This window comes from Streptomyces sp. NPDC057486, assembly GCF_042802415.1.
GTDB classification, from domain to species: domain Bacteria; phylum Actinomycetota; class Actinomycetes; order Streptomycetales; family Streptomycetaceae; genus Streptomyces; species Streptomyces yanii.
In genome coordinates, this window is sequence record NZ_JBHVEE010000050.1 from 31,693 (window position 1) to 54,883 (window position 23,191).

Genomic DNA, 23,191 nt, shown 5'->3' on the forward strand with positions numbered 1-23,191 from the left:
ACTCCATCCTGAAGACGCTCCGACCGATATCCGCCTCCGGGAGGCCCCCGATGCTCGCGCAGACGCCCGACGACACGACGGTGGCCGGCCTCGTCTCCGATGCCATCACAGCTCCGTCCATGCACAATGCCCAGCCCTGGCAGTTCCATTACGGACGTTCCCGTCGCACTCTCACTCTTCGGGCGGATTTCGGCCGTGCCATGCCGGAGGCCGACCCCGCCACCCGCGGACTGCATGTGGGATGCGGCGCGGCCCTCCTGAACCTGCGGGTGTCCGCAGCTCATCGGGACCTCGCCCTGGAAACCACGCTGCTGCCCGTCCCCTCGGACCCGGCGCTGCTGGCGAGCGTCCAGCTGAAGGACGCCCCTCGGAATCCCGAGGAGGCTCCGCTCGTCGGTCTCCACCGCGCGATGCGGGACCGGCACACCAGCCGGTACCCGTTCGACGACCGGGCGGTACCCGAGGACGTCCGCGTGCTCCTCACCCAAGCGGCCCGTGCCGAAGGGGCAGACTTCTCGTTCCTGACCCCGACGCACCTGGAGACCGTGCTGGGACTGATCCGGGATGCCGAGGGATACGACCGGAGGGACCCCGGACGGGAGGCGGAGCAGCGCTCCTGGACCCGGGACACGAAGGCGGAGGCGTCCGTCGACGGGATCCCGGACTACGCCTTCGGCCCCTCCGACGCGTCCGGAAGGGCGACGGTCCGCGACTTCGCGGGCACCGCTGTCCTGGCGGGGCGCGCACGCGTCCTGTTCGAGAAGCAGCCGCAACTGGCCGTTCTGAGCACCGCGGGAGACCGCCCCGTGGACTGGTTGCGCGCCGGTCAGGCCCTGGAACGTGTTCTGCTCACGGCCACGCTGAACGAGGTGTCCACCTCGTTCGCGACGCAGCCCCTCGAATGGCCGGACCTGCGGTGGATCCTCCGTGACCCCGTCTTCGGCACGGGACACCCACAGATGATCATCCGCATGGGTTACGGGCCGACGGGGCCCCGCACACCGCGCCGCCCCTTGGAAGAGGTTCTGACGATCGAACCGTAGAACCCTCCCGGACCCGCCGCCGGGTGCGCAGAGCACCGTCGTCGCCGAGGCCCGGGGAGACTCGGCTCACGGTCGGGGACGAACTTCTCACTTCTGCACCACGCGACGCCCGGTGATACGCGTGGGGGTGACCACCATCCAGTGGGTGCGGGGGCCGCCCGCCCAGGGAAGGGAGCGGGCAACATGGTCCAGTCGCTGGATCGCCTGGGCAGCCGTGACACCTGATACGTCGCCCACCACCAGCACACTCCAGCCCTGGCTCATCACGTCGTCGATGTGATCGGCCTCGAAGGCCACCTCGGTTCCCGCGGACGCGGCCAGAAGTCCATCGCCGGTGGTCCTGAACGCGATCTCGTTGCCCTCCAGCACGTAGTTGACCGGGAAGATGGCCGGCCCGTCCGCCGTGACGATCGCGATCCTGCCCACACCGTGCGTCGACAGCAGTCGAAGGCACTCGGTGTCACTGAGCGCGATGAGTTCGGCGCCCGGGAGTGCCGCTGCCCTGCCCGGCGGACGTTCCACCGTCGTACCGGTCAGCTCGGCCACGGTCGTCTCCAACGCATCCGCGAGGCGCACCAGAATGCCGACGGCCGGTACGGCGGCCCGATCCTCGACATAGGCGATGTACGAGGGAGCGGCGCCGCTGCGTTCGGCCACCTCCTCACGGGTGAGACCGAGTTCCTGACGGCGCGCCGCCACCCGCCGACCGAGGTCGCTGCGGCCGGTCGGAGACTCGGCGGAAGCGGATGCAGGCGTCCCCTCGCTCATGGTCCTCACGTCCTTCGGGTCACGGCAGGTCGGTGACGGAGACGGCGTTGTGCTGCGGGCCGCCCAGCGTCACCTTGAGGGCTCCGGTTTCGGCGGCGCGGGAGAAGATGTCGTACGCCTCCTCCATCTGGCCCAGCTCGAAACGGTGGGTGACCAGCGAAGCCGACGGAAGGCGCCCTGCGGCCATCATGCCCAGCAGCATCGGCGTCGAGTGGGTGTCCACCAGCCCGGTGGTGATCGTGACGTCCTTGATCCAGAGGTCCTCGAGGTGCAGGACCGCAGGCTTGCCATGGACCCCGATGTTCGCGACCCGGCCACCGGGGCGGACCATTCGGGTGCACATCTCGAATGTCTCCGGTATGCCGACGGCCTCCATGGCGACATCGGCACCGAGTCCATCGGTGAGGTCCTCGACGAGGCGCTCGGGTTCCTCGCTCGCGCTCACGGTCGCGTCCGCACCCAGTGCGCGCGCGGTGGTCAGCCGGGACTCCGCCAGGTCCACCGCGATGATGCGTTCGGGGCTGTACAGACGCGCGGTGATGACGGCGGCCAGACCGATCGGCCCCGCACCGACCACCACGACCGTGTCGCCGGGCCGCACGTTGCCGTTCAGCACCCCGACCTCGTACGAGGTCGGGAAGATGTCTGCCAACAGGACCGCGTCGTCGCTGTCGACGGCGCCCGGCAGCGGATGTACGGACAGGTCGGCGAACGGCACCCGCACGTATTCGGCCTGGGTGCCATCGATCGTGTGGCCCAGCACCCAGCCACCGCCCCCACGGCACTGGCCGTACTGCGCGCCGCGGCAGAACCGGCACCGCCCGCAGGCGGAGATGCACGAGATCAGCACGCGGTCACCGGGGCTCACCGTGCTGACATCGCCGCCGATCTCGACCACGGTGCCCACCGCTTCGTGCCCGAGCACCCGGCCCGGAACCACCTCGGGCACATCTCCCTTGACGATGTGCAGATCGGTGCCGCAGATGGTTGCCGTGTCGACGCGGACGATCGCGTCCGCGGCGTCCTTGATGCCAGGATCCGGTACATCCCGCCACGAGGTCCGGCTGGGGCCCTGGAAGACGAGTGCCTTCATGACATCGCCCTTCTTCCTCTCAGGTCCGGTACGGGGCACTGTCAGGCTGACTCGGCAGGAGCTCGGCGCGCATGGGCCGGATGGTCCCCGGACGAGGACCTGGCGGGCCATCCCCTCCCGCCGACGCAGCAGCCGCCCCGATCTGCGGTTCCCGAAGCACATGCGGAGACCGGCCGGTTTGCCGGACCCACCCCGTGGCCGCAGGCTGGACGTATGGGGTTTCCCCACTCACAGATGCTCAGCGGCTGGGCCGTCGGGACACCAGGACCGATCGGTACCGGTCCGCTGGTACGGAGGCACCGCCAAGTGAGCGCGCCCGCCCCGGATGAACTCCTGCTGCGGGTGGAGGCCTGCGGTGTCTGCCGCACGGACCTGCATCTCGCCGAGGGGGACCTCACCCCCCACCGTCCGTCGACGATTCCCGGGCACGAGATCGTCGGCCGCGTGGCAGCGGCCGGCGAGGCGACCGATGTGTTCCGTGTGGGCGACCGGGTCGGCGGTGCGTGGTTGCGCCGTACCTGCGGGTCCTGTCGCTACTGCCGCTCCGGACGGGAGAACCTGTGCCCCCGGTCCACGTACACGGGGTGGGATGCGGACGGCGGCTTCGCCGACCTGGTCCTTGTTCCCGAGGCGTTCGCCTACCGGCTTCCCGATTCCCAGGACGCGGCTCTGCTCGCCCCTCTTCTGTGCGCGGGAATCATCGGCTACCGGTCGCTGCGCCGCAGTGCGTTGCCGAAGGGTGGCAGGCTCGGAATCTACGGTTTCGGCGCGTCGGCCCATCTGGCCGCTCAGGTGGCTCTGGCCGACGGCGCGACCGTCCATGTGATGACGCGTTCCGCGCAGGCGCGTGAACTCGCTCTGTCCCTGGGTGTTTCCTCGGTCGGCGGCGCCTACGACAGCCCACCGGAGCCCCTCGACTCGGCGATCCTGTTCGCTCCTGTGGGTGATCTGGTGCCGGTGGCCCTGGAGGGGCTCGACCGGTCGGGCACCCTCGCGATCGCCGGGATCCATCTCTCCGACATTCCCGTGCTGAACTACCAGCGGCATCTCTTCCAGGAGCGGAATCTGCGCAGCGTCACCTCCAACACCCGCGAGGACGGCCGCGACTTTCTCGAACTCGCCGAACGCATCGGTATCCAGGTCACCGTCAGCCGCTATCCCCTGAACCGGGCTGATCAAGCACTGGCCGACCTGGCCGCGGACCGCGTGAACGGCGCAGCGGTGCTCACCCCCGACTGACAGGAAGCCGGTCCGCAGCGCTTTGGTCACTCCCGGGCCGGCGGTACCCGACCGGACGGGCCGTCCGGGCACGCGGCGTGCGGCATCGTCCACCCTGATGAATGACGGCAACGCGGCCATGCGCATGGTGCGGGACTCCATGCGTGACCCGCACCGATGGGAGAACCGGCACCGTGGGGGCGTCGTCGGGCCCCGATCACCCGCAGATCCACGTCTCCGGAGGCCTCGGCCGGCCCTGTCACCGACTGCATCCGGCGGATCACCGCGTCAGTCCTGCTCGGGCCCGGGCTGTTCGCACCGCGGCGGACAGCGCGTCGATGTCGTAGGCGCCGCGGTGCAGCAGGCCGTTGATGAAGAAGGTGGGGGTTCCCGTCACCCCGCTCAGATCGGCCGATTCCCTGTCCTCGGCGATCCGGCCGGCCCCCGCGTGAGTGCGCAGACTGCGATGGAAGCGCTCGGCGTCCAAGCCCAGTTCGTCCGCGTAACGCATCAGGTCGGGCGCCCGGAGCGCGCCTTGGTGCTCCATGAGAAGGTCGTGCATCTGCCAGAAGGCCCCTTGATCCGCCGCTGCCTCGGCCGCCTCGGCGGCGAGTTGCGCGCCGGGATGGACATCGGTGAGCGGCAGGTGCCGCCACACGTAGCGCAGATCGCCGAAGTCGGCGAGCAGGTCACGGATCACGGGTTCGGCCTGGCCGCAGTAGGGGCATTCGAAATCGGCGTACTCGACCAGTGTCACCGGAGCGGTCATCGGGCCCCGGACGTGGTCACGATCGGGGTCGACCGGGATCACGAGATCGATCACCCTCTCGGCTGTGCCGAGCAGTACTCGCGCACGCCGCCGCGGCGGCAGGAGCCTGATCGCCGTCGCCACGGCGCAGGTTGCGAGGAAGGAACAGACCACCGCGCCCAGGATGCCCACCTTCGCCTCTTCGAGCAGGTCTCCGTCGAAGGCCAGCGTGGAGATCAGCAGGGCAACGGTGAACCCGACCCCGGCGATCGTGCCGCCCGCGACAAGGGCGCCCCAACCGACCGGAGGTCTCAGCCGATTGCGGCTCAGCCGGGCTAGCAGCCAGGAGGCACCGGTGATGCCCACCGGCTTGCCGACGAGATAGCCGAACAGGATGCCCAGAGTGACCGGGGACGTCGCCGCCCGCGACAGCAGTCCCGCGTCGATGGTGATGCCGGCATTGGCGAGGGCGAACAGCGGCACGATCACATAACTCGTCCACGGGTGGTACATCCGTTGCAGCCGCTCGTTGAGTGACAGCGCCGACGCCAGTCCCTGGCGTGCCGAGCGCTCCAGCTCAGGTGTCGGCTGCTCGCGGAACGAGATGAACAGATCGCTCGCGCGTTCCAGGTCGCTGCGCGCCGCCGGATAGGCATAGGTCAGCAGTCCCATGGCCAGACCCACGACCACCGGATCGACACCGGACTCGAGCAGCGCGACCCAGGTCGCGGCCCCCAGCAGCAGGTACGTCGGTCCGTGGCGCACGCCCACCGCCCTGACCAGCAGGATCAGGCCGAACAGGGTCACGGCGGAAAGCAGGGCGGGCACGGTGATGTGGTCGCTGTAGACGAGGGCGATGACCACCAGAGCCAGCAGGTCGTCGACGACGGTCACCGTGAGGATGAACGTGCGGAGCGCGTCGGGGAACCGTCGTCCCAGAATCGCCAGCATGCCCAGGGCGAACGCGGTGTCCGTGGACATGGCCGCCCCCCAGCCGTGGGCCGATGCATCGCCCGAGTTGAACGCGAGGTAGATCCCCACGGGGACGAGCATGCCGGCGAGCCCCGCGGCCAGCGGCAACATGACCCGCTGCCGCTCCCGGAGTTCCCCCATGTCGAACTCCCGGCGCGCCTCCAGCCCGATGACGAAGAAGAAGAACGTCATCAGGCCGCTGTTCACCCACTCGCGCAGGTCCAGCGACACCCCCGCCGATCCCACGGTCACCGACAGGTGCACCTCCCAGAAGGATGCGTACGCCCCGGGAGCCGCGTTCGCCCACACCAGTGCCGCCACGGTGGCAGCCAGGAGCACCGCCGCGCTTCCGGACTCGGTCCTGAGGAACGCACGCAGCGGGGTCCGGGTCTCCGGGGCACGTGTGCTCTGCTCCCGGAAGGGAGAAGGGGAGGAGGAATCATGTGTCACGTGGCCATCACCGTGTGCCGCGTCCTTGCCGTCGGTGCAATGGCCCACCAACGGCCGCACGGCGCTCAACCGCCTCGTGCATCCGGGGGCCTCCCGGGACGGGCCGAGGGCGTGATCGAGCGCGGCGTTGAGCGCCATGGTGAGGGGAGCGGGCGGGCACCGTGACTGAGCCGGTGACGGCCTTCCCTGGAAGGCCGCCCGCAAGGCACTCCCCGGAGTCCTCCGCCCCGGGCCGGCCCGTCGGCACACCGGCTGGGGCCGCTCCGCTCACGGCTTGTCGGGGGAGACGGTCCCCGCCGCCGCGGCTGGTGGAGGCCCGTACGACGTCTGCTGTCACCTTCACCAGTGAAGATCCCCTCGGAGCCCTTACCGTCGACGACCCCCCATCGAACCTTGTGTCCCATGAGACCATGGGCGCGCCGGAGAACCCGATCATTGCCGCCGCGACGCGAGGGCGCAGCTCAGTGGCGGCAGGGGCGAGATGGCCGTGGCCGGCGTGGACGTCCGCGGCTTCCACGAGAAGTCCGCGGCCCCGGCCCGCGCCATGTCCGACCGAAGCCTTCCGTAGCGGACTCGGCCCGGAGGACCTCCCCTGTCGACGGTTGCTGCAGTTCGGGGATGTTTGCCGGGCCCCGGCCGGACGACCCGCCTCGACGCGTCTCGCCGACCGTGCGTCCGCGCGGTCACTGATCTCCATGAGCACCTGGGTGTTCTGCTCGCGGCCATCGCCACCCACAGGCAGGCGCTCAGCGCCCGACGGCTGCATTCTGCGTCCTCGTTCGGCTCACGCACCGGCCCGTCGGCACCGCGGGCGGACGCGTTCAGGGCAGCGTGGACGATGTAGCCCGCCCGGGAGCCCTTCGCACGTCGACCGGGCGGGCCGCTCCCCCGCCGACTCTCTCGGTACGCCGGCAGGATCGCGCGGTGCTGTACGTGCGGGCGATGCTCCTCGGATGTACCGGCCACCGCGTGGGCGCCCCGGCTCTGCAGAGCTCCCAGAACGGTCGATGCCGATGACGTCGGCATCACGGCCGCCAAGGATCACGCCGGGGCCGACTCAGGGCACACCCTGGCAAATCGACCGCCCTTACTTCGCACAGCGGCCCATTCCCTCCCCTGACGTGGCCATCGAGTCCGCTCACGGCATCCGACTCAGGTGGCACCGGGTGAATGATCGAACTGGCGGGCGGTTAGCATATGAGCACCGCCTAGCTCGAAAGATAAATCTGTGACTGTCAACGAGGACTCGTTCACCAACTGGAAGAACCGCGAGGAGATCACGGAGTCGATGATCCCGATCATCGGGAAGCTGCATCGGGAGCGGGACGTCACGGTCCTGCTTCACAGCCGCTCCTTGGTGAACAAGTCGGTGGTCAGCATCCTCAAGACCCACCGATTCGCCCGGCAGATCGCCGGTGAGGAACTCTCGGTCACCGAGACGCTTCCGTTCCTGCAGGCTCTCACCACGCTCGATCTCGGCCCTTCCCAGATCGACATCGGCATGCTTGCCGCGACGTACAAGGCCGACGACCGCGGCCTCTCGGTGGAGGAATTCACCGCCGGGGCCGTCGCCGGGGCCACGGGAGCCAACAAGATCGAGCGCTGCGAGCCGCGCGACGTCGTCCTCTACGGCTTCGGCCGCATCGGCCGCCTCGTCGCCCGCCTGCTCATCGAGAAGGCCGGCTCCGGCAACGGCCTGCGGCTGCGCGCCATCGTCGTCCGCCAAGGCGGCGACCAGGACATCGTCAAGCGCGCCTCACTGCTGCGCCGGGACTCCATCCACGGCCAGTTCCAGGGCACGATCACCGTCGACGAGGCGAAGAGCACGATCCTCGCCAACGGCAACGAGATCAAGGTGATCTACGCCAACGACCCGTCGGAGGTCGACTACACGGCGTACGGCATCAAGGACGCCATCCTCGTCGACAACACCGGCAAGTGGCGCGACCGTGAGGGCCTGTCGAAGCACCTCCGCCCCGGCGTCGCGAAGGTCGTCCTGACCGCGCCGGGCAAGGGCGACGTCCCCAACATCGTCCATGGTGTCAATCAGGACATGATCAAGCCGGACGAGCAGATCCTGTCCTGCGCGTCCTGCACCACCAACGCGATCGTCCCGCCGCTGAAGGCGATGGAGGACGAGTACGGCGTCCTCCGCGGACACGTGGAGACCGTCCACTCGTTCACCAACGACCAGAACCTGCTGGACAATTACCACAGCTCCGACCGCCGCGGCCGCTCGGCGCCGCTCAACATGGTCATCACCGAGACCGGAGCCGCGTCCGCAGTCGCCAAGGCGCTGCCCGACCTCCAGGCGAAGATCACCGGCAGCTCGATCCGCGTCCCGGTGCCGGATGTCTCGATCGCGATCCTCAACCTGCAGCTCGCGCGCGAGACCACCCGCGAGGAAGTCCTCGACTACCTCCGCAACGTGTCGCTGACCTCGCCGCTCAGGCGCCAGATCGACTTCATCAGCGCCCCCGATGCGGTCTCGAGCGACTTCATCGGCTCGCGCCACGCCTCGATCGTCGACGCCGGTGCCACCAAGGTCGAGGGCGACAACGCGATCCTCTACCTGTGGTACGACAACGAGTTCGGCTACTCCTGCCAGGTCATCCGCGTCGTCCAGCACGTCTCCGGAGTCGAGTACCCGACCTTCCCGGCGCCGGCGGCCTGATCTCGGCGGACCGTCCGGTCCGGTGCCTCGGCAGGCGGGGCGGCGGTGGGGCGGCAGTCGGATACCGATCGGCATCCGGTTGCTCTCCCACCGCCGGTCGCCACCGGCAACGGAGTGCCGTACGCCGGGTTGCCCCCCGGTTGACCTGCTGGTCACGACGTACGGCCCGCCGGCTGTCGGCAGACTCCCTTGGCCCGGACCGGCACCCCGCGCGCCTCGGGTCGGGGACGTGCGGATCCGGGCTGGTGTGCTGGTCCGGGCAGAGGCAGGCCGGTTCCCCTCCGATGTCGGCACGGGCGGCACAATCACGCCTGGGTGACGAGGCGTTGGTCGAGGTCATGAACCCGACGGATGATCTGCGTGGTCCGAGGCCGGCGAGTGTGCCTGGCCCGTCGGCGACTTCGGCTCCCGCTCGGCGTCCGGTGCGTGCCGTCGTGGGGCACAGGGGCGCCCTTGAGGTCGTGCGTGGGTGATCCCGACAACGCGGACAGCGTGCGTGCCGGCCGCCGCGGCGCGCGGGTCAGCCGGGCTGGCTGTTCTCCTTGAGCGTGCCCCAGCCGTGCCAGCGGTCGATCTCGATCCAGGCGCTGACCCGGCCGCGGTCCCGCTGAGGGTACGGCGTGCCGAGGTACTGCTGGGCCAGGCGGTCGATGTCGGTGAGGTCCTTGTCCTCACGCAGGTCGGCGACGTGTCCGATGATGCTGAGGTGGGTGTACCAGTTCCCCTCGTCGAGCACGGTGAGCGTGACCCGGGGGTCGTTGCGGATGTATTCGAGCCGCTTGCGGCCCTCGTCCATGTTGACCAGGATCCGGCCGTCGCACCAGAGGTACCAGGTGGCTGTGGACACTGGCTGACCGTCGGACCGAAGCGTCGCGATGACGGCCTGGTTGGGCTTCTTCAGCATGGCGATCGCGTTCTCGGGAAGCGGTGGATTCGACACGGAATCTCCTCCTCGGTGATCCATTCTCGGTGATCCATCGGGCTGCGTGTTCACCGTGCCACATCCCGGCGTCCCGAAGGCCTCACGCCCCGTCGGGTCGGTCCGCGCGCCGCAGCTTCGGGTCAACGGATGGCATCGCGTCCCTTGCGGCCCGCGCCGCTGCTCGGCAGGGGCTCGCTCGTGACTCGTCCTCGGCGAGGCCGAGTTGAGCCAGGAGAACGCGGGCTTCGTGCCCCGTGTACTGGTCTACCGGCTGCCGGGCCGCTGCCGGGCCTTTGTGCACCCTTCGCCGACCGCCGACTCCCGGCCAGGGCCCGACTCCTCCCGGACCGGAGATGCCGGAGAGCGGCAGCCAGGACGGATTCGTCCGGTGGTGCAGGTGGTCCTGGACACGGCAGGAGTACGGCCCATGATCGGAGGCACGAGAAAAGGTGGTAGCAAGGGACCGTCCGTACCCCGGGGGATCCGCCGCCTCCCCCGGCACCGCCAGGCCGCGCCGTGCCTGACCACGTCCCCCGGAGACCAGCGTGCCCAGCAAGACCACACCCACCGCCGCAGGACGCGTCCCCCGCCAGGACGCACCCTCCGGGCGGGCGGCCCACTACCGGGCCGCCCTGCGCCGCACCCCCGTCTCCCTGTGGAACGACGACCTCTCCGACTGGGCCGCCGCCCTGACGTACTACGCCATCCTCGCCCTGCTCCCTGCGCTCCTGGTCACCGTCTCCCTCATCGGCCTGGCCAACCCGCGCGCAACCGACGTGCTGATCGCCGACATCACGGCCTTCGCCCCCGCGGAGTCCGGCGCCGCTCTGCGCGAACCCCTGGAGGCCGCGACCCAGGAGCGCGGCGCCGTATGGCTGCTGGTCGCGACGGGAACCGTCAGCGCCGTGTGGTCCGCCTCCAGCTATCTGGCCGTCTTCCGCCGTGCTCTGCACGCCCTGTACGGTGTCCGCGACACACGGCCCGCGCTGCGCAAGGCACACATCATCGTGACCAGCGCCGTCGGACTGCTCCTGCTGCTGATGACCAGCGCGTTCGCGCTGGTGCTGACCGGGCCGTTGGCCCACTGGCTGGGACACCGGATCGGCCTCGCACACGCCAGTGACACGGTGTGGACGGTGCTGAAATGGCCCATCCTGTTGTTCCTCATCGCCTGCCTGATCATGGTGCTGTTCCGTACCGGCCCGGCGGCGGCCAGGGGGGTGCGGCGAGGGTTGCCCGGCGGAGTGCTCGCCGCGTCCCTGTGGCTCGTGGCATCGGCCGGGTTCACCTTGTACGCCACCCACATCGGTTCGTACAGTCGGCTGTACGGGTCGCTCGCCGGACTCGTCGTCTTCTTGATCTGGGTCTGGTTCACCAATCTCGCTCTGCTGGCCGGGGCCCAGTTCAATGTCGAGCTGGCACGACCGGTGCAGGAAGTTCCGTAACACCGTCACCGCACCGGTGCGGCCCGCGTCCCGCAACTCAACAGGCCCCGCATACCGGTGAGTCCGCCCTCTCGCATTCACGCAAACCAACCTGGACCACGTCCACAACACGCCCTCGCCCCGCCTCTCGGGATCCGCATCCCCGGGCGGTCAGTGAAGGAAGGCGGCCGTCGGGGACCGGTGCGCGCTCCTAATCCGGTTCGGCGTCCAGGAATGCTTCGCCGTACGGTGTGAGCTCCCAGCGACCGAGAAAATCGTCGCAGACCCGGACTCCGAGCAAAGGTGCGCCAACTACCGGTGGACGTTCGGCACTTGGGCTCGTCCCGACTCGTACGGGGCCGAGATGGAAGGCCACGACGGGCGCGTTCCGGTCGCTGCCGGCGTAGCTGAGGGTCTTGGGACGACGCGGGTCCGGGTCGCCGAAAGTGACCGACGCCGGGCCGAATTCGGCGACGACATCGTGAACGGTGCGATCGGTCCTCGACCAAGTGACGGCCGCGTCGACGAGCACAGCGTGCTCCGCAGGAGTCAGGGTTCGATCCAGGCGCAGCCAGCCCCGGCGATGGGCGTCCTCGCCGTACTGGGAGGCGGCCACATGAATGTCCGGGTCGGCGAAGAACTCTCGCAGCATTGTTGAAGGGCTCAGCCGTGCGTTCGTATCCGGGATCCACACCGTGTCCACGGGCTGCTGTTCGGCTCTCGCGAGCTGATCGAGCAGCAGCGCGAGTCCCGCCAGTCCCCCGAAGGACTCGGGACGGCGCACCGCTCGATTGAACCTCTCGAGCAGGCGATCTCGGTCCCCTCCGGCCCGCTTGGGCACAGTCGTGACCACCGAAGTTGACGCCACGTCCTGTGCGCCGGCGTGTGACGATGCATCGAGGACCATGCAGCCATTCTGACGGCAGATGCAGAGCATCAGCAATGGTCAGAGCGCGGTGACCGCTTCGACCTGCGCTCAAACAGACGGGGACAAGCCGGCGTGCTGGAGCAGTGGTACTCCGAGTTCGGGCCCGATGCATCCTCGTGTTCCGGCCGCCCGACCAGATGTGCCTACGAACGGGTGGTTCAGCGTCTTGGTACCCACGGTGCGGGCGGCCACGTCGTGAGCCGACCGCCATCGTCGGAAGTCCGGGTAGAGCCCGGACAGTGCGCCGACCAGTGCGGCCAGCCGGGGGCGCCGAGATCCGATCCGGTCACGGAGCGGGGGCACATGTCGGCCGTTCGGTACGCCCGACTCCCGCAGCAGCTCCGGGCGGTGGGGGTGGGTGCCCAGGGAGTCCATCGCGCCCTTCTACCGACCGGTAGAAGGGCGCCGGGTGCGGGAGCGGGGACGGGGGCCGGATCCCGTGCCGTCGGATCGACACCGCCGAAAGCACGCCGATGGCCACTGACCGCGTTCCTGCGAAAGGCACATACTTTCCTGCGGTAACCATGCATTTTTGCTGAGTGCCTGGATGGAATCCCAACGGTTCGAGCATCAACCTTTTCTTACAAAAAGGCATGTCCGCACCGGAGGGGCCCTGGTGCGCAGCGAAGGCGGTCACGAGCAAATTCGGCAGAGGCAGACCGCGAATAGCGCGGCTATGTCGTGTCAGTGCGCATTGCTAACCCGAGCGGCTGAGCGAGACTCGGAACAGCCCGGTGCTCAGAGGCCGTCTTTCCTACCGAAGAAGCAGCAGCATGGCCGTTGGAGAAGAGAGCGCCGGCGGTCAACGCCGGCAGCCGTCCCGGAGCAAGGCCACGGACTCGCGCAGCGACAGCGCTCGCAGCACGAAGCCGCGGGTGCAACGTGATTCGTCGAGGTCTGGCCGCGTGTCCGCGCCGCAGGCGATGCGGTACGCGGCCGAGCAGCTCGAGGAGCTGCTGGGGAGGTCGCCCGAGTCCGTCTCTGCGGTGCAGCCCACCGAGGGCGGCTGGGAGGCGCAGGTGGAGGTCATGGAGCTGGAACGCATCCCCGACACCACCAGTGTGATGGCGAGTTACCGGGTGACGCTGGACCAGGACGGCGAACTGATGGCGTACGAGCAGACCCGCCGCTATGCGCGCGGGCAGATCGACCGTCGCGCATGACCCTTTTACGACCGCCGTCCCGGCTGTCGGGTCGCAGGGCGAGAGCGAGGGCCGCCGAGCCGCTGATGCGGCCGATGGCGAAGGGAGGGCACCATGACCGTGGTGCCGCAAGGCAGAGGCAGCATCTCTCAAGGACCGAGCTCCGGCACTCTGTACGACGTTCTGGAACTCATTCTGGACCGCGGCTTGGTCATCGACGTATTCGCCCGCGTATCGCTGGTCGGCATCGAGATCCTCAAGGTCGATGCCCGCATCGTCGTGGCGAGTGTGGACACCTACCTGCGCTTCGCCGAGGCCTGCAACCGCCTCGACCTGGAGTCCGGACGCAAGGCACCCAGCAAGCTGACCGACCTCGTGGGCGAAGTGACCGAAGGTGGAGCCAGGGGCAAGAGCAAGGGGGCCTTGACCGGCGCGATGGAGGCCGTCACCGACGCCTTGCAAGAGGGCCTCAAGGACGAGGACGAGGAAGTCGAAGAGAGGCGGGAGCGGCCCCGCCCCCGGACGGCCCGCCGTGCTTCCCGGCACCGGGAGGACTGAGCCATGGCCGTGTATGTGTACGCCATAACGGCGGCCACGCATCCGCTGCGCCTGGACGATCTGAACGGCGTGGGTGACCCTCCCACGCAACTGCGTACGGTGCAGGGCGGAATCCTCAGCGCAGTCGTCAGTGACGCTCCGGAGGGGCTGCGCGCCAAACGCCGGGACGTCGGTGCGCACCAGGCGGTCCAGGAGCGGCTGATGGCCGACGGCACCGTACTGCCTCTGCGATTCGGTCTGCTGGCCCCTGATGACGACGCGGTGCGGGCCGTGCTCGAGGAGAACGCCGAGCGGTACACGGAACGGCTGGCCGCGCTGGACGGGTGCGCCGAGTACCACCTGAAGGCGGCACAGGACGAAGACGCGCTGCTGCGCCAAATCCTCCAGGAGTCGCCGGAGGCCCGCAGACTCAACGACGACATCCGGGCCGGCCACAACAACCCCGACCTGCCGCTCGCGTTGGGTGAGCTCGTGGCGAACGAGGTCCAGGCCCGCCAGGAGGCACTGGCGGCCGCTGTCATCGAGGCGTTGCGCCCCCTCGCCCGCGATGAGCGGGCCTCACAGACGGCCGGCAACGACTTCCTGAACGTCTCCTTCCTGGTGGATCGACGCCGGGAGGATCGGTTCACGGCCACGGAGAAGAATCTCGCTGCCGAACTGGGCGAGGAATTCGACTGGCGGCTGCGTGGCCCGCTGCCGCCGTACAGCTTCGTGTAGGGAGCACTCATGGGCCTGTTCTCCCAGATCCTCACTCTCCCGCTGGCACCCGTGCGCGGCGTGGGCTGGGTCGTGGAGCGTGTCGTGGAGGCTGCGGAGCGGGAGTACTACGACCCGGGGCCTGTCGAGCGGGAGCTCGCGGAGCTGGAGAAGGCGCTCCTGTCAGGAGCGATCGACGAGGAGACGTTCGACCGGCGCGAGGACGAGCTGCTCGACCGGCTCGACGAGATCAAAGCGCATCAGGAGATCCGCAGGACATGACCGAGATTTCGGCAACGACGAATGCGAGGACAGGCGCACTGCCGGGAGGCCACGGGGCACCGGGCCGCCGGACAAGATCGGCTGGCCCGTCGCCCTGTGTCTCGCCGGCAGGAAGCCTGCAGCGGCTCACCGACGCGGGCCGGGCTCGTCCGCGCCCATGTCGACGAGCAGCCGCTCAAGGACCTGTTCCACGCGGGCGGCAACGCGGTCTCGCCCGGCCTTCAGCCCGGGGTGGACCTGATGAATGCCCGCGCCGTAGTTCTGCTTCCGGGCGCCGGAATCCAGGAGACCGAGGTCGATAGGCCGTGACAGAACCCGTTGCCAGCAGGTTTGGCTCCCTCCCATACAGGTCGTCCCCGCAGTACGCCCAGGGGTCCTCCGCCAACCTCGCCGACATTCTGGAGCGGGTACTCGACAAAGGCATCGTCATCGCGGGCGACATACAGATCAACCTTCTCGACATCGAACTGCTCACCATCAAGCTCCGTCTGCTCGTCGCGTCCGTGGACAAGGCCAAGGAGATGGGAATCGACTGGTGGGAGCACGATCCCTCACTGTCCTCCCGCGCGAACGGCAGTCGCGAACTGGCAGAGGAGAACAAGCGCCTGCGCGCGGAGATCGAAGCTCTGCGCGAGGACGCGGAGCTTCCGTCGGCCGAAGAGCGCCGTTCCGTGACCGAGAAGCCGCCGCATGCGACGCCGCAGCGCCGGCAGTCGGCCAAGGTTCGCCCCAAGAAGCGGGACGAGTGATGACCGAGCCGATCAGTTACACGTATGCCGTGGTGCGCGACGCCGATGGACTGCCGGATGTCCTCGCCGGCCTTCAAGGCGTGGCGCGAGCCCCGGTGCACCTGGTCCACGGTCGGCATGGCGGTGACGTTGCGGCGGTGGTGAGCCCTGTACCGCCCGAGGACTTTCAGGAGGACGCCCTCAAGCGGCATCTTGAGGACCTGGACTGGCTTGAGGCGGTGGCCAGGGCCCACCACAGCGTGGTTGAGGCATTGTCCGCCCGCACCACTGTGCTTCCGCTGCGGCTCGCGACCGTGTATCTCGACGACGAGCGGGTCGCCATGACGCTCGACGCCTGCCAGGACACGTTCAGCGACCAGCTGTCCCGCTTGGCGGCGCACGTCGAGTGGGGCGTCAAAATCTACGTCGAACCCATATCGGTCACCGCCGCCCGGACAGATGCAGCTCCGGCGCCCGGTCTCAGCCCCGGGCGCGCCTATCTGCGCAGTCGCCGAGCACAACGGCATACGCAGGAAGACGCCTACCGGGCAGCCGAACAGGCGGCCGAGAACGTCGAAGCCGCGGCCGGCATCCATGCGGTGGACCGGGCCCGGCACAGGCTCCAGCAGGGCGAACTCGCGGTCGGGTCCGGGGAGAACGTCGTCAACGACGCGTACCTCGTACCGGCGGAGCACGCTGACGCGTTCTTCTCCGACGTCATGCGAGCGGCCGAAGGCCTGGACTCGGTGCGCGTCGAGGTCACCGGCCCCTGGGCGCCCTACTCCTTCGCCTCGCCGCCCCATGCCGAACCCGCGGAGGGGACGGCGTCACCGTGACCGGCGCTGCCCGGCTGCCCGTGGAAGCCGCGAGGGAACCGCTGCCCGGCCGGCAGATAGCCCTCATCGACCTGCTGGACCGTCTCCTCAGCGGTGGCGTGGTCCTCACCGGTGACATCACGCTGTCGATCGCAGGCATCGACCTTGTGCGTGTCTCCCTGCGAGCGCTCATCGTCTCCATCACCGCGCAGAACCCGTCGCCCTGGGCGGAGGACGCACCACAGCCGCGAGACGACCATGCCGAATGAGGACCGCGGGCCCGGACGTCGCTTCGACGAGGTCGCCGACGCGGCCACGCGGGCCTTCCGTCTGCTGCCCGCCACGTCCCAGGACGAGAAACCCCCGGCGCACAGGACGACACGCCGGATCGTCGCGGAACCGGACACCGTGGAGCGTGACCTGGTCAAACTCGTCCTCACCCTCGTCGAACTCCTGCGACAGCTCATGGAGCGCCAGGCTCTGCACCGCGTCGACGAGGGAGATCTCACCGAGGAAGAGGAGGAACGCCTCGGGGCCACTCTTCTGATCCTCCACGACCGTATGAACGAGCTGTGCGCCCGTTACGACCTGACCATGGAGGAGCTCAACCTCGACCTCGGCCCCTTGGGGACCCTACTGCCCCCCTCGGAATAGCCACTCGCACCACGATGAACGGGCATGCGGCAGTTCGGTCCCGGCCGGACCTGCACCTTTGCTTCGCTCGGCCCTCCCGGCGTGCGCCGTCGCGCGGTGGCCAGCCCATGATCACTGTGGTCCGCACGACGGGCGCCCCGCCGGGGACACCGGCTTCGTCTGCGTCCCGCACGGCGTGGCGATCGACATCGAGCAACTGTTCTACCGCACGCCGGACTGCGCGGCGGCCCTGCGCCCGTGCACCGCTTCCTGCCCGGCCTCGTCGACCGGGTCCCGGACGTATCGACCCGGGCAAGGTATCCGGCCTGATGCTGCCCCGCGACGAGGTCGCCGAGGGCTGCCACGCCACGGACGGGCGCCGCACCGTCAAGGCACTGCTGCGTCCCTGACGCGCCCCCGTGCCGCCGACGCGGGCGTGGCCCGCGTCGGCGGCACACCGCAGCGGTGGCAAGCGTCGGTGCGTCCCCCGGCCGCGACCACCTGCCCGGACGTCTCCGGGCAGTCGGGGGCGCTGAGCGCGGCCTGAGGGAACGCGTCGGCCCGGCGCTCAGGCGCGGGACGCTCCCAGCCCGGCAGTCAGAGCGACGCGCTCTCCGGCGGCGCTGGACCGGTAGGTGGCTTCGACGACCTCGATGACCTGCCGCCCGTACTCGGCGGTGACGGCTGGAGGCTGCTGTCCACGCACCGCGGCCGCGAACGCGGCCAGCTGGTCGCCGAAGGCCCGGGGAATGTCGTCGTCGGACTCCGCGGCCAGGACGGTGGAGCCGCCCGCGCCGGGGCCGCAGTCCGGGTGCAGGGTCGCGCCGGAGCCGCGGGCGACCCGGATGGCGCCGCGTTCGCCGATCACTATGAGTTCGTCACGGGCGGGCAGCCCGGTGCTGGTGATGCCGATGTGCCCGACGAGACCGTCCTCAAGCTCCAGGCGGGCCAGGACGTCGGTCTCGATGCCTGCAGGCGTGTTCGCCCGGTGTGCGGCGGTGGCGCTGACCGCGAGGACCCGCCGTCCGGCCAGCCACAGCAATCGGTCCACACAGTGGGTGCCGATGTTGATGAAGACGCCACCGCCGGACACGGCCGGATCGAAGAACCAGGCAGGGCGGCTCCCGGGCCGGTAGTCGGTGCTGCGCCAGTCGCTGACGGCCAGCAGGGAACCGATGGCGCCCGCGTCGAGCGCGGCCTTGGCGGCCACCATCGGCGGCAGGAAGTGCTGGATGTGTCCCACGAAGAGCGCGACGCCGGCGTCCTGACAGGCGCGGTCCATGACCTCGCAGTCCGTGGAGGTGGTGGCCATGGGCTTCTCGACCAGGACGTGCAGTCCGGCCGCCGCACAGTCGGTGACGATCGCGGTGTGCAGGGCGTGCGGCGTGTTGACCACGACGGCGTCGACCGTCCCGGAGGCGATCAGCGCACGGTGGTCGGTGAACTCGGCTGCTCCCAGAGGCCCGGCGACTCTCCGTGCCGTGGCCGCTACGAGGTCGCAGACAGCGGTGACCCGCACGCCGGCGATGCCTTGGGCGGCCTGCGCGTGCAGGGCGGCGACCGCGCCTGCTCCGATCAGGCCGAGCCGTATGTCCGTCACGAGGTGATCTCCTGTTGCTTCGGTGTGGTGCCAATGTCGGTCGTCCCCGCCCCGCAGGACTGGCGGACGGTGATGCTGGGACGCAGCATGATGCGATGGCGGGCCAGTCCGGGTTCTCCCAGCCGCCGCAGCAGCGTCTCGGCGGCCGTCCTGCCCAGCAGGTGTTTGGGTGGTGCGACCGCGGTGAGCGGAATGTCGGCGAGGTCGGCGATCTCGTCGTCGTACGCGACCAGGGCGAGATCGTCGGGGACGGTGAGCCCGGACCGGCGGGCGGCGCCTTCCAGGAGCGCGGCCTGCCGGTCGCCGAAGCACACGGCTGCGGTGACGCCCGCCTCCCGCAGCACGGCGAGGCAGCGGTCGGCAGCGGCCGGACTCCATTCCTGCCGGGTGGCACGGAACTCGGCTGCGGAACAGCCCAGTTCGTGCACCGCTTGCCGGTAGCCCTCGATCACCGGAGGTGCAGTGGGGCTCGGCGCGCGCAGCACGAGGCCGATGGACCGGTGCCCCAGTCCGGCGAGATGCCGGACGGCGTCGTAGGCGCCGGCCTCGTGGTGGGTGCAGACGTACTCGTTGGTGTCGCTCAGGGAGGTGCTCCGGCGCTCGACCAGGACGGCCGGCACGGGAAGTGCGGCAAGGCGCGCGAGGTACCGGTCCGCCGGTTCGGGCCCGGTGAGCGTGGGCACGAGCAGCAGCCCGTCGGTGCCGGCGTCGAGCATGTCCTGCACGTCGCGGGCCTCGCGCTCCTGGTCGTAACCGGAGCAGGTGAGGAGCAGCCGCGCACCGGCGGTGGACAGTCCTTCCTCGATGCCTTGGAGGATCTGGGGGTAGTAGAAGGTGGTGTCGGGGACGAGGACGCCGATCAGGGCGCGGCCGGTGCCGGGGGCGTCGGGCGGCAGGACGAAGGTGCCCGATCCCTGGCGTCGGACGACGAGTCCTTCTGCGATGAGTTCGTCGACCGCGCGCCGTACGGTGCTGACGGATGTGCCGCTGTTGAGGGCGAGTTGCTTCTCCGTGGGCAGTCGACCACCGACGGGCCAGACGCCGTCCCGGACCTGTTGGCGTAGTTCGTGGGCGAGTTGGCGGAACTTCAGGTCTTTCGTGCCTTCGGCGATCTGTGCCCTCGACGGATGCGGCCGGTCGGCCATGACGTCTCCTCTGCCTGTCATTTGACGGAGCCGACGGTCATGCCTTCGATGATCCGGCGGCCGAGCCATACGTAGCAGGCGAGCACCGGCAGGACGACCACGGCCACGCCGGCGAACAGGCCGCCCCAGTCGGCGCCGTTGTACTGCATCTGTTGGAGGAAGCCGAGAAGGGCGAGGGAGAGGGTCTGGTGATCGGTGTTCTGGATGAAGACCAGCGCGAAGACGGTCTCGCCCCAGTGCTGGATGATGTTGAGGATCAGGACGGTGACCAGTCCGCCTCGGGCCAGCGGCAGCATCACCTGCCAGAAGGTGCGGAACGCGGAAGCCCCGTCCAGCGCGGCCGCTTCTTCCAGTTCCACCGGGAGTGTCGAGAAGAACCCGGTGAGGAAGAACACGGCGAAGGGCAGTGAGGTCGCCACGTAGACCACGACGAGTCCGAAGAGACTGTCGACCAGGAGCAGCTTGTTCATGACCACGAACAGCGGCAGCATCACCACCTGGGCGGGGATGCCGAGGCCCAGGGCGAAGAAGAGGACGAAGCCGCCGTTGAGGCGGGTGGTGACGCGGCTGAGGACGTACGCGGCGGGCGCGGCGAGGACGAGGGTGCCCACCGCGGTGCCGGCCACGACGACCAGGGTGTTGAGGGCGGCCTGTCCGAAGAGGCCCCCGGTCCAGGCCCGTGCGTAGTTGTCCCAGTGCAGGGCCTGCGGCAGCTCCCACGGGGAGCTGAAGATCTCGCTCGCGCTCTTCAGCGACGACAGGAGCAGCCACAGTCCGGTGAGGATGTTGAAGCCTGCGAAGGCCCAGACCAGGGGCACTCCGAGGACACGTGTGGTGGTGAGTCGGCCGCGCAGGCGAGCGAGGCGGCCGGACGGGCGACCGGAGGTGATGACGGCCATGGCGGCGGGGCCTCCTGGGTTCTCGGGAAACGACGGGCTGCGCAGGGGGCGCCCCCGGACGGTCAGAACTGCACGGTGTCGCGCCGCATGACGCGCCGGATGAGCACGACGAGGGCGCCGACCAGGGTGACCATGACCACGGCACTCGCCGCGGCGGATCCGTAGCGCGGTATGCCGCCGGAGGCGAAGGCCTCGCCGTAGGTGTAGAGGGCGGTGTTCCACACACCGGTGTCGGGCATCTGGCCCGCCGCACCGGCGAAGGCGTAGATGAACTCGAAGACCTTGACGGCGCTGATGGTCCAGAGGACCGCGCAGACGCCGACCACGTCCCACATCAGCGGCAGGGTCACATGGCGGAACTTCTGGAAGGCGTTGGCTCCGGCGAGGTCGCAGTCCTCGTAGAGCTCGGGCGGTATCTGGTCGACGGCGGCCATCAGGATGGTGGTGTAGAAGCCGGTCGAGGTCCACACCAGGCCGATCATGATGACCCGGAAGATGGTGCTCTGCCCCAGCCAGTTCGGCGGGTGCTCCATCCCCAGCGCCCCGACGAGGGCGTCGGCGAGTCCGTCGTGCTGGAAGAGGAATCCCCACAGGATCGACAGGGCGATGCTGGGAACGATGTTGGGGAAGAAGAGAATGGACCGGGCGGCCTTGCGGCCCTTCATGTCGCGCAGCACCATGGTCAGCGCGAACGAGACCAGGAAGGTCAGTCCGCCGACGCCGAGGATGATCCACAGGGTGTTGGTGAAGGACTGCTGGAAGGCCGGATCCTCCAGCAGGCGCCGGTAGTTGTCGATCCCGACGAAGCTCATGGGACCGGCTCCGCCCCATTCGTTGAAGCTGAGCCACACCGTGTACAGGGAGGGGCCGGCGAAGAAGACGAGGTAGACCACGACCGCCGGCACGAGGAGCGGCCAGAACAGCCGGCGGCGCCGGGCGGCGAGCGGGCTGGGACGTGCGTCCGTCCGCGAGACGGACGCACGTCGGCGGGTACGCAGGTCTCCGGTGGCGGCGTCGGCCGTCACGAGGCGGTCTTCCAGTGGGCGGCGGACGCGGACTTGAGCTTGCCGGCGAAGGCCTCGGCGGTGAGGTGACCGGTGATGAAGCTGGTGTTCAGCGGCTGGAAGACCTTGGTGTACCACTCTGCGGCGGTTTCCTTGACGCCGTCCAGGGTCTTCACGATGGTGCCGGAGGCGAGGGCCTTCTGGGCGTCGGCCAGCTCGGCAGGGGCGGCGATGTCGGAGCGCGGGGTGATGTTCTTGGCCTGGCCGGAGATGCCCGACAGTTGGCGCTTGGCGAGGAAGTAGGCGATGAACTTCTGCGCGGCGGCGCTGTTCCTGGCCTTCTTGGGGATGGAGAAGCCGATGAGCGAGATGTCCTGGGCCGTCTCGCCGCCGCTGGTGAACGCCGGGAAGGGGAAGGACCGGTAGCGGAAGCCGGGGGAGGCGAACTCGGCTGTCTCGCTGGGCGCGAAGGTGCCCAGCAGCAGGAAGTCGGACTTCCCCTTGGCCCACTTCTGCTGCACGGCGGGCCACTTGGATCCGTCGTACCCCGACGTGAAGTCGCCGGCGCCGATCAGTTTCTCGATGTGCCGGAGCGCGTCGACGAAGCCGTCCGCCTCGAACGCGGCTCCGGTCCTGTCGATGGCCGCCTTGCCGAAGGCTCCGGGGCCCAGTCCGCGCAGGACGGCGTAGTAGGTCCAGTAGGCGGCGTAGTCGGAGATGTCCCCGTCGAGTGCCAGCGGACCGTCACCGAGGGCCTTCTTCCGCCCGGCCAGCAGTTCGGTGAACTCCTCCCAGGTGGCGGGCGGGTTGGCGGCCACGTCGGGCAGGGCCTTCCCGTCGTACCAGATCTGGGTGGTGAGCACCTCGTACGGAATCTGCCAGAGGGTGCCGTCGGTGGTGTTCAGGTCCCGGTAGCGGGCCGGGACGACGCTGCCGACGGTGTTGCCGCTCTCCCCCGGTATCGCCTCGCTCAGCAGGGGGGTGAGGTCGAGCGCCTGACCGGTGGCCTGGAGCTGCGCGTAGGCGAAGCGGTCCGCGGAGTCGACGAGGTCGGCCGGGACGTTGGCGGTGTTCAGAGTGGGCGCCAACTGCTGGATGACCTGCCGTCCCTTCCACTGGATGCTGACCTTGATGCCGGTGTCCTCGGTGAACCGGGTGATCGCCGCCTGCAGCACCTTGGCCTGCGGCTCGTTCTGCTTCCACATGGACCAGTACGTGAACGAGTCACCGCCACCCCCGGTGGATGACGCACCGGGCGCACAGGCGGCTGCCGTGAGACCGACGGAGGCGGCCAGGGCGGCGGTGAGAACGGCTCGGCGCGAGATGCGGGCAGAGCCGGCGGGCTGTCTGTCGTTGGGCATAGCTCTCCTCGGAGACTGCGGTCTGAGGCGGGGCCGGAGGGATTGGGCCTATGATTTCCAGCCATTCATAGAGCAGTCAATTGCTGTT

Annotated in this window: 24 protein-coding genes and 1 pseudogene; 14 read left to right on the forward strand and 11 right to left on the reverse strand. The window is 69.3% G+C overall.

Annotation, left to right across the window (positions count from 1 at the left end; genetic code table 11):
• Positions 1-50 precede the first annotated feature (50 nt).
• Positions 51-1,043 (forward strand): Acg family FMN-binding oxidoreductase, encoded by a 993-nt coding sequence (locus ACFU6I_RS23285; RefSeq protein ID WP_384369924.1) that lies wholly within the window; start codon positions 51-53, stop codon positions 1,041-1,043.
• Positions 1,044-1,130: 87 nt separating this feature from the next.
• Here the strand turns inward: ACFU6I_RS23285 and ACFU6I_RS23290 are convergent, their stop codons facing one another.
• Both ACFU6I_RS23290 and ACFU6I_RS23295 read right to left on the reverse strand, forming a co-directional pair.
• Positions 1,131-1,811, reverse strand: coding sequence for a helix-turn-helix domain-containing protein (locus ACFU6I_RS23290; RefSeq protein WP_384369927.1), 681 nt, complete (start codon positions 1,809-1,811; stop codon positions 1,131-1,133).
• A gap of 19 nt (positions 1,812-1,830) precedes the next feature.
• Positions 1,831-2,904, reverse strand: a complete 1,074-nt coding sequence (locus ACFU6I_RS23295) for a zinc-dependent alcohol dehydrogenase family protein (RefSeq protein ID WP_384369930.1) — start codon at positions 2,902-2,904, stop codon at positions 1,831-1,833.
• A gap of 213 nt (positions 2,905-3,117) precedes the next feature.
• Between ACFU6I_RS23295 and ACFU6I_RS23300 the strand changes: the two genes are divergently transcribed.
• Positions 3,118-4,143 carry a zinc-binding alcohol dehydrogenase family protein gene (locus ACFU6I_RS23300; RefSeq protein WP_384369933.1) on the forward strand — a complete coding sequence of 342 codons (1,026 nt, stop codon included), beginning with the start codon at positions 3,118-3,120 and terminating at the stop codon, positions 4,141-4,143.
• Between the two features lie 259 nt (positions 4,144-4,402).
• On the opposite strand, the gene nhaA is transcribed toward ACFU6I_RS23300, so the two are convergent.
• Positions 4,403-6,292 (reverse strand): Na+/H+ antiporter NhaA, encoded by a 1,890-nt coding sequence (gene nhaA, locus ACFU6I_RS23305; protein ID WP_384369936.1) that lies wholly within the window; start codon positions 6,290-6,292, stop codon positions 4,403-4,405.
• 1,228 nt (positions 6,293-7,520) lie between these two features.
• On the opposite strand from nhaA, the gene ACFU6I_RS23310 reads away from it, so the two are divergent.
• On the forward strand, positions 7,521-8,966 hold the full coding sequence (locus ACFU6I_RS23310; protein ID WP_384369939.1) for a glyceraldehyde-3-phosphate dehydrogenase: 1,446 nt from the start codon (positions 7,521-7,523) through the stop codon (positions 8,964-8,966).
• Positions 8,967-9,486: 520 nt separating this feature from the next.
• On the opposite strand, the gene ACFU6I_RS23315 is transcribed toward ACFU6I_RS23310, so the two are convergent.
• Positions 9,487-9,906, reverse strand: a complete 420-nt coding sequence (locus ACFU6I_RS23315; protein ID WP_384369942.1) for a PPOX class F420-dependent oxidoreductase — start codon at positions 9,904-9,906, stop codon at positions 9,487-9,489.
• Positions 9,907-10,433: 527 nt separating this feature from the next.
• Between ACFU6I_RS23315 and ACFU6I_RS23320 the strand changes: the two genes are divergently transcribed.
• Positions 10,434-11,333 (forward strand): YihY/virulence factor BrkB family protein, encoded by a 900-nt coding sequence (locus ACFU6I_RS23320; protein ID WP_384369945.1) that lies wholly within the window; start codon positions 10,434-10,436, stop codon positions 11,331-11,333.
• Between the two features lie 190 nt (positions 11,334-11,523).
• Here ACFU6I_RS23320 and ACFU6I_RS23325 read toward each other — a convergent pair whose 3' ends face one another.
• Both ACFU6I_RS23325 and ACFU6I_RS23330 read right to left on the reverse strand, forming a co-directional pair.
• Positions 11,524-12,096, reverse strand: a complete 573-nt coding sequence (locus ACFU6I_RS23325; RefSeq protein ID WP_384369948.1) for a hypothetical protein — start codon at positions 12,094-12,096, stop codon at positions 11,524-11,526.
• Positions 12,097-12,288: 192 nt separating this feature from the next.
• Positions 12,289-12,615, reverse strand: a complete 327-nt coding sequence (locus tag ACFU6I_RS23330; RefSeq protein ID WP_384369950.1) for a hypothetical protein — start codon at positions 12,613-12,615, stop codon at positions 12,289-12,291.
• 398 nt (positions 12,616-13,013) lie between these two features.
• On the opposite strand from ACFU6I_RS23330, the gene ACFU6I_RS23335 reads away from it, so the two are divergent.
• The 10 genes and pseudogenes from ACFU6I_RS23335 to ACFU6I_RS23380 form a co-directional block, all read left to right on the forward strand.
• A complete protein-coding gene (locus tag ACFU6I_RS23335; protein WP_384369953.1) occupies positions 13,014-13,403 on the forward strand; it encodes a gas vesicle protein in 390 nt (129 codons plus the stop codon).
• Positions 13,404-13,496: 93 nt separating this feature from the next.
• Entirely contained in the window at positions 13,497-13,940 is a 444-nt protein-coding gene (locus tag ACFU6I_RS23340; RefSeq protein WP_384369956.1) for a gas vesicle structural protein GvpA, read from the forward strand.
• Between the two features lie 3 nt (positions 13,941-13,943).
• Complete coding sequence (locus tag ACFU6I_RS23345; RefSeq protein WP_384369959.1) at positions 13,944-14,657, forward strand: GvpL/GvpF family gas vesicle protein; 714 nt, start codon at positions 13,944-13,946, stop codon at positions 14,655-14,657.
• A 9-nt stretch (positions 14,658-14,666) separates the two neighbouring features.
• Complete coding sequence (locus ACFU6I_RS23350) at positions 14,667-14,918, forward strand: gas vesicle protein GvpG (RefSeq protein ID WP_384369962.1); 252 nt, start codon at positions 14,667-14,669, stop codon at positions 14,916-14,918.
• Between the two features lie 96 nt (positions 14,919-15,014).
• Entirely contained in the window at positions 15,015-15,227 is a 213-nt protein-coding gene (locus ACFU6I_RS23355) for a hypothetical protein (RefSeq protein ID WP_384369965.1), read from the forward strand.
• Complete coding sequence (locus ACFU6I_RS23360; protein WP_266978166.1) at positions 15,224-15,667, forward strand: gas vesicle protein; 444 nt, start codon at positions 15,224-15,226, stop codon at positions 15,665-15,667. Before ACFU6I_RS23355 ends, ACFU6I_RS23360 begins: the two co-directional genes overlap by 4 nt.
• On the forward strand, positions 15,667-16,482 hold the full coding sequence (locus ACFU6I_RS23365; RefSeq protein WP_384369968.1) for a GvpL/GvpF family gas vesicle protein: 816 nt from the start codon (positions 15,667-15,669) through the stop codon (positions 16,480-16,482). The genes ACFU6I_RS23360 and ACFU6I_RS23365 overlap by 1 nt, the downstream gene beginning before the upstream one ends.
• Positions 16,479-16,730 carry a gas vesicle protein gene (locus ACFU6I_RS23370; RefSeq protein ID WP_384369971.1) on the forward strand — a complete coding sequence of 84 codons (252 nt, stop codon included), beginning with the start codon at positions 16,479-16,481 and terminating at the stop codon, positions 16,728-16,730. Before ACFU6I_RS23365 ends, ACFU6I_RS23370 begins: the two co-directional genes overlap by 4 nt.
• Entirely contained in the window at positions 16,720-17,115 is a 396-nt protein-coding gene (locus tag ACFU6I_RS23375; protein ID WP_384369974.1) for a gas vesicle protein K, read from the forward strand. Before ACFU6I_RS23370 ends, ACFU6I_RS23375 begins: the two co-directional genes overlap by 11 nt.
• 124 nt (positions 17,116-17,239) lie before the next feature.
• Positions 17,240-17,504, forward strand: a pseudogene (locus ACFU6I_RS23380) (IMP dehydrogenase); the annotation flags it as partial.
• Between the two features lie 158 nt (positions 17,505-17,662).
• Here ACFU6I_RS23380 and ACFU6I_RS23385 read toward each other — a convergent pair.
• From ACFU6I_RS23385 to ACFU6I_RS23405, 5 genes are all read right to left on the reverse strand, one after another.
• Positions 17,663-18,694: a Gfo/Idh/MocA family protein gene (locus ACFU6I_RS23385; protein ID WP_384369977.1), complete on the reverse strand. Its 1,032-nt coding sequence runs from the start codon at positions 18,692-18,694 to the stop codon at positions 17,663-17,665.
• Complete coding sequence (locus tag ACFU6I_RS23390; RefSeq protein WP_384369980.1) at positions 18,691-19,839, reverse strand: substrate-binding domain-containing protein; 1,149 nt, start codon at positions 19,837-19,839, stop codon at positions 18,691-18,693. Before ACFU6I_RS23390 ends, ACFU6I_RS23385 begins: the two co-directional genes overlap by 4 nt.
• 17 nt (positions 19,840-19,856) lie before the next feature.
• The gene (locus tag ACFU6I_RS23395) at positions 19,857-20,738 is read right to left on the reverse strand and encodes a carbohydrate ABC transporter permease (RefSeq protein WP_384369983.1); all 882 of its coding nucleotides are present in this window, start codon (positions 20,736-20,738) and stop codon (positions 19,857-19,859) included.
• Between the two features lie 62 nt (positions 20,739-20,800).
• Positions 20,801-21,763, reverse strand: a complete 963-nt coding sequence (locus tag ACFU6I_RS23400; RefSeq protein ID WP_384369986.1) for a carbohydrate ABC transporter permease — start codon at positions 21,761-21,763, stop codon at positions 20,801-20,803.
• A complete protein-coding gene (locus tag ACFU6I_RS23405) occupies positions 21,760-23,103 on the reverse strand; it encodes an ABC transporter substrate-binding protein (RefSeq protein ID WP_384369989.1) in 1,344 nt (447 codons plus the stop codon). The genes ACFU6I_RS23400 and ACFU6I_RS23405 overlap by 4 nt, the downstream gene beginning before the upstream one ends.
• Positions 23,104-23,191 lie beyond the last annotated feature (88 nt).

What these genes read in the sequence shown, in the direction of transcription:
- ACFU6I_RS23285 (WP_384369924.1), top strand. Translation starts at nt 51, where the DNA reads ATGCTCGCGCAGACGCCCGACGACACGACGGTGGCCGGCCTCGTCTCC.
- ACFU6I_RS23290 (WP_384369927.1), bottom strand. Translation starts at nt 1,811, where the DNA reads ATGAGCGAGGGGACGCCTGCATCCGCTTCCGCCGAGTCTCCGACCGGC.
- ACFU6I_RS23295 (WP_384369930.1), bottom strand. Translation starts at nt 2,904, where the DNA reads ATGAAGGCACTCGTCTTCCAGGGCCCCAGCCGGACCTCGTGGCGGGAT.
- ACFU6I_RS23300 (WP_384369933.1), top strand. Translation starts at nt 3,118, where the DNA reads ATGGGGTTTCCCCACTCACAGATGCTCAGCGGCTGGGCCGTCGGGACA.
- ACFU6I_RS23330 (WP_384369950.1), bottom strand. Translation starts at nt 12,615, where the DNA reads ATGGACTCCCTGGGCACCCACCCCCACCGCCCGGAGCTGCTGCGGGAG.
- ACFU6I_RS23335 (WP_384369953.1), top strand. Translation starts at nt 13,014, where the DNA reads ATGGCCGTTGGAGAAGAGAGCGCCGGCGGTCAACGCCGGCAGCCGTCC.
- ACFU6I_RS23340 (WP_384369956.1), top strand. Translation starts at nt 13,497, where the DNA reads ATGACCGTGGTGCCGCAAGGCAGAGGCAGCATCTCTCAAGGACCGAGC.
- ACFU6I_RS23345 (WP_384369959.1), top strand. Translation starts at nt 13,944, where the DNA reads ATGGCCGTGTATGTGTACGCCATAACGGCGGCCACGCATCCGCTGCGC.
- ACFU6I_RS23350 (WP_384369962.1), top strand. Translation starts at nt 14,667, where the DNA reads ATGGGCCTGTTCTCCCAGATCCTCACTCTCCCGCTGGCACCCGTGCGC.
- ACFU6I_RS23365 (WP_384369968.1), top strand. Translation starts at nt 15,667, where the DNA reads ATGACCGAGCCGATCAGTTACACGTATGCCGTGGTGCGCGACGCCGAT.
- ACFU6I_RS23375 (WP_384369974.1), top strand. Translation starts at nt 16,720, where the DNA reads ATGCCGAATGAGGACCGCGGGCCCGGACGTCGCTTCGACGAGGTCGCC.
- ACFU6I_RS23390 (WP_384369980.1), bottom strand. Translation starts at nt 19,839, where the DNA reads ATGGCCGACCGGCCGCATCCGTCGAGGGCACAGATCGCCGAAGGCACG.
- ACFU6I_RS23395 (WP_384369983.1), bottom strand. Translation starts at nt 20,738, where the DNA reads ATGGCCGTCATCACCTCCGGTCGCCCGTCCGGCCGCCTCGCTCGCCTG.
- ACFU6I_RS23405 (WP_384369989.1), bottom strand. Translation starts at nt 23,103, where the DNA reads ATGCCCAACGACAGACAGCCCGCCGGCTCTGCCCGCATCTCGCGCCGA.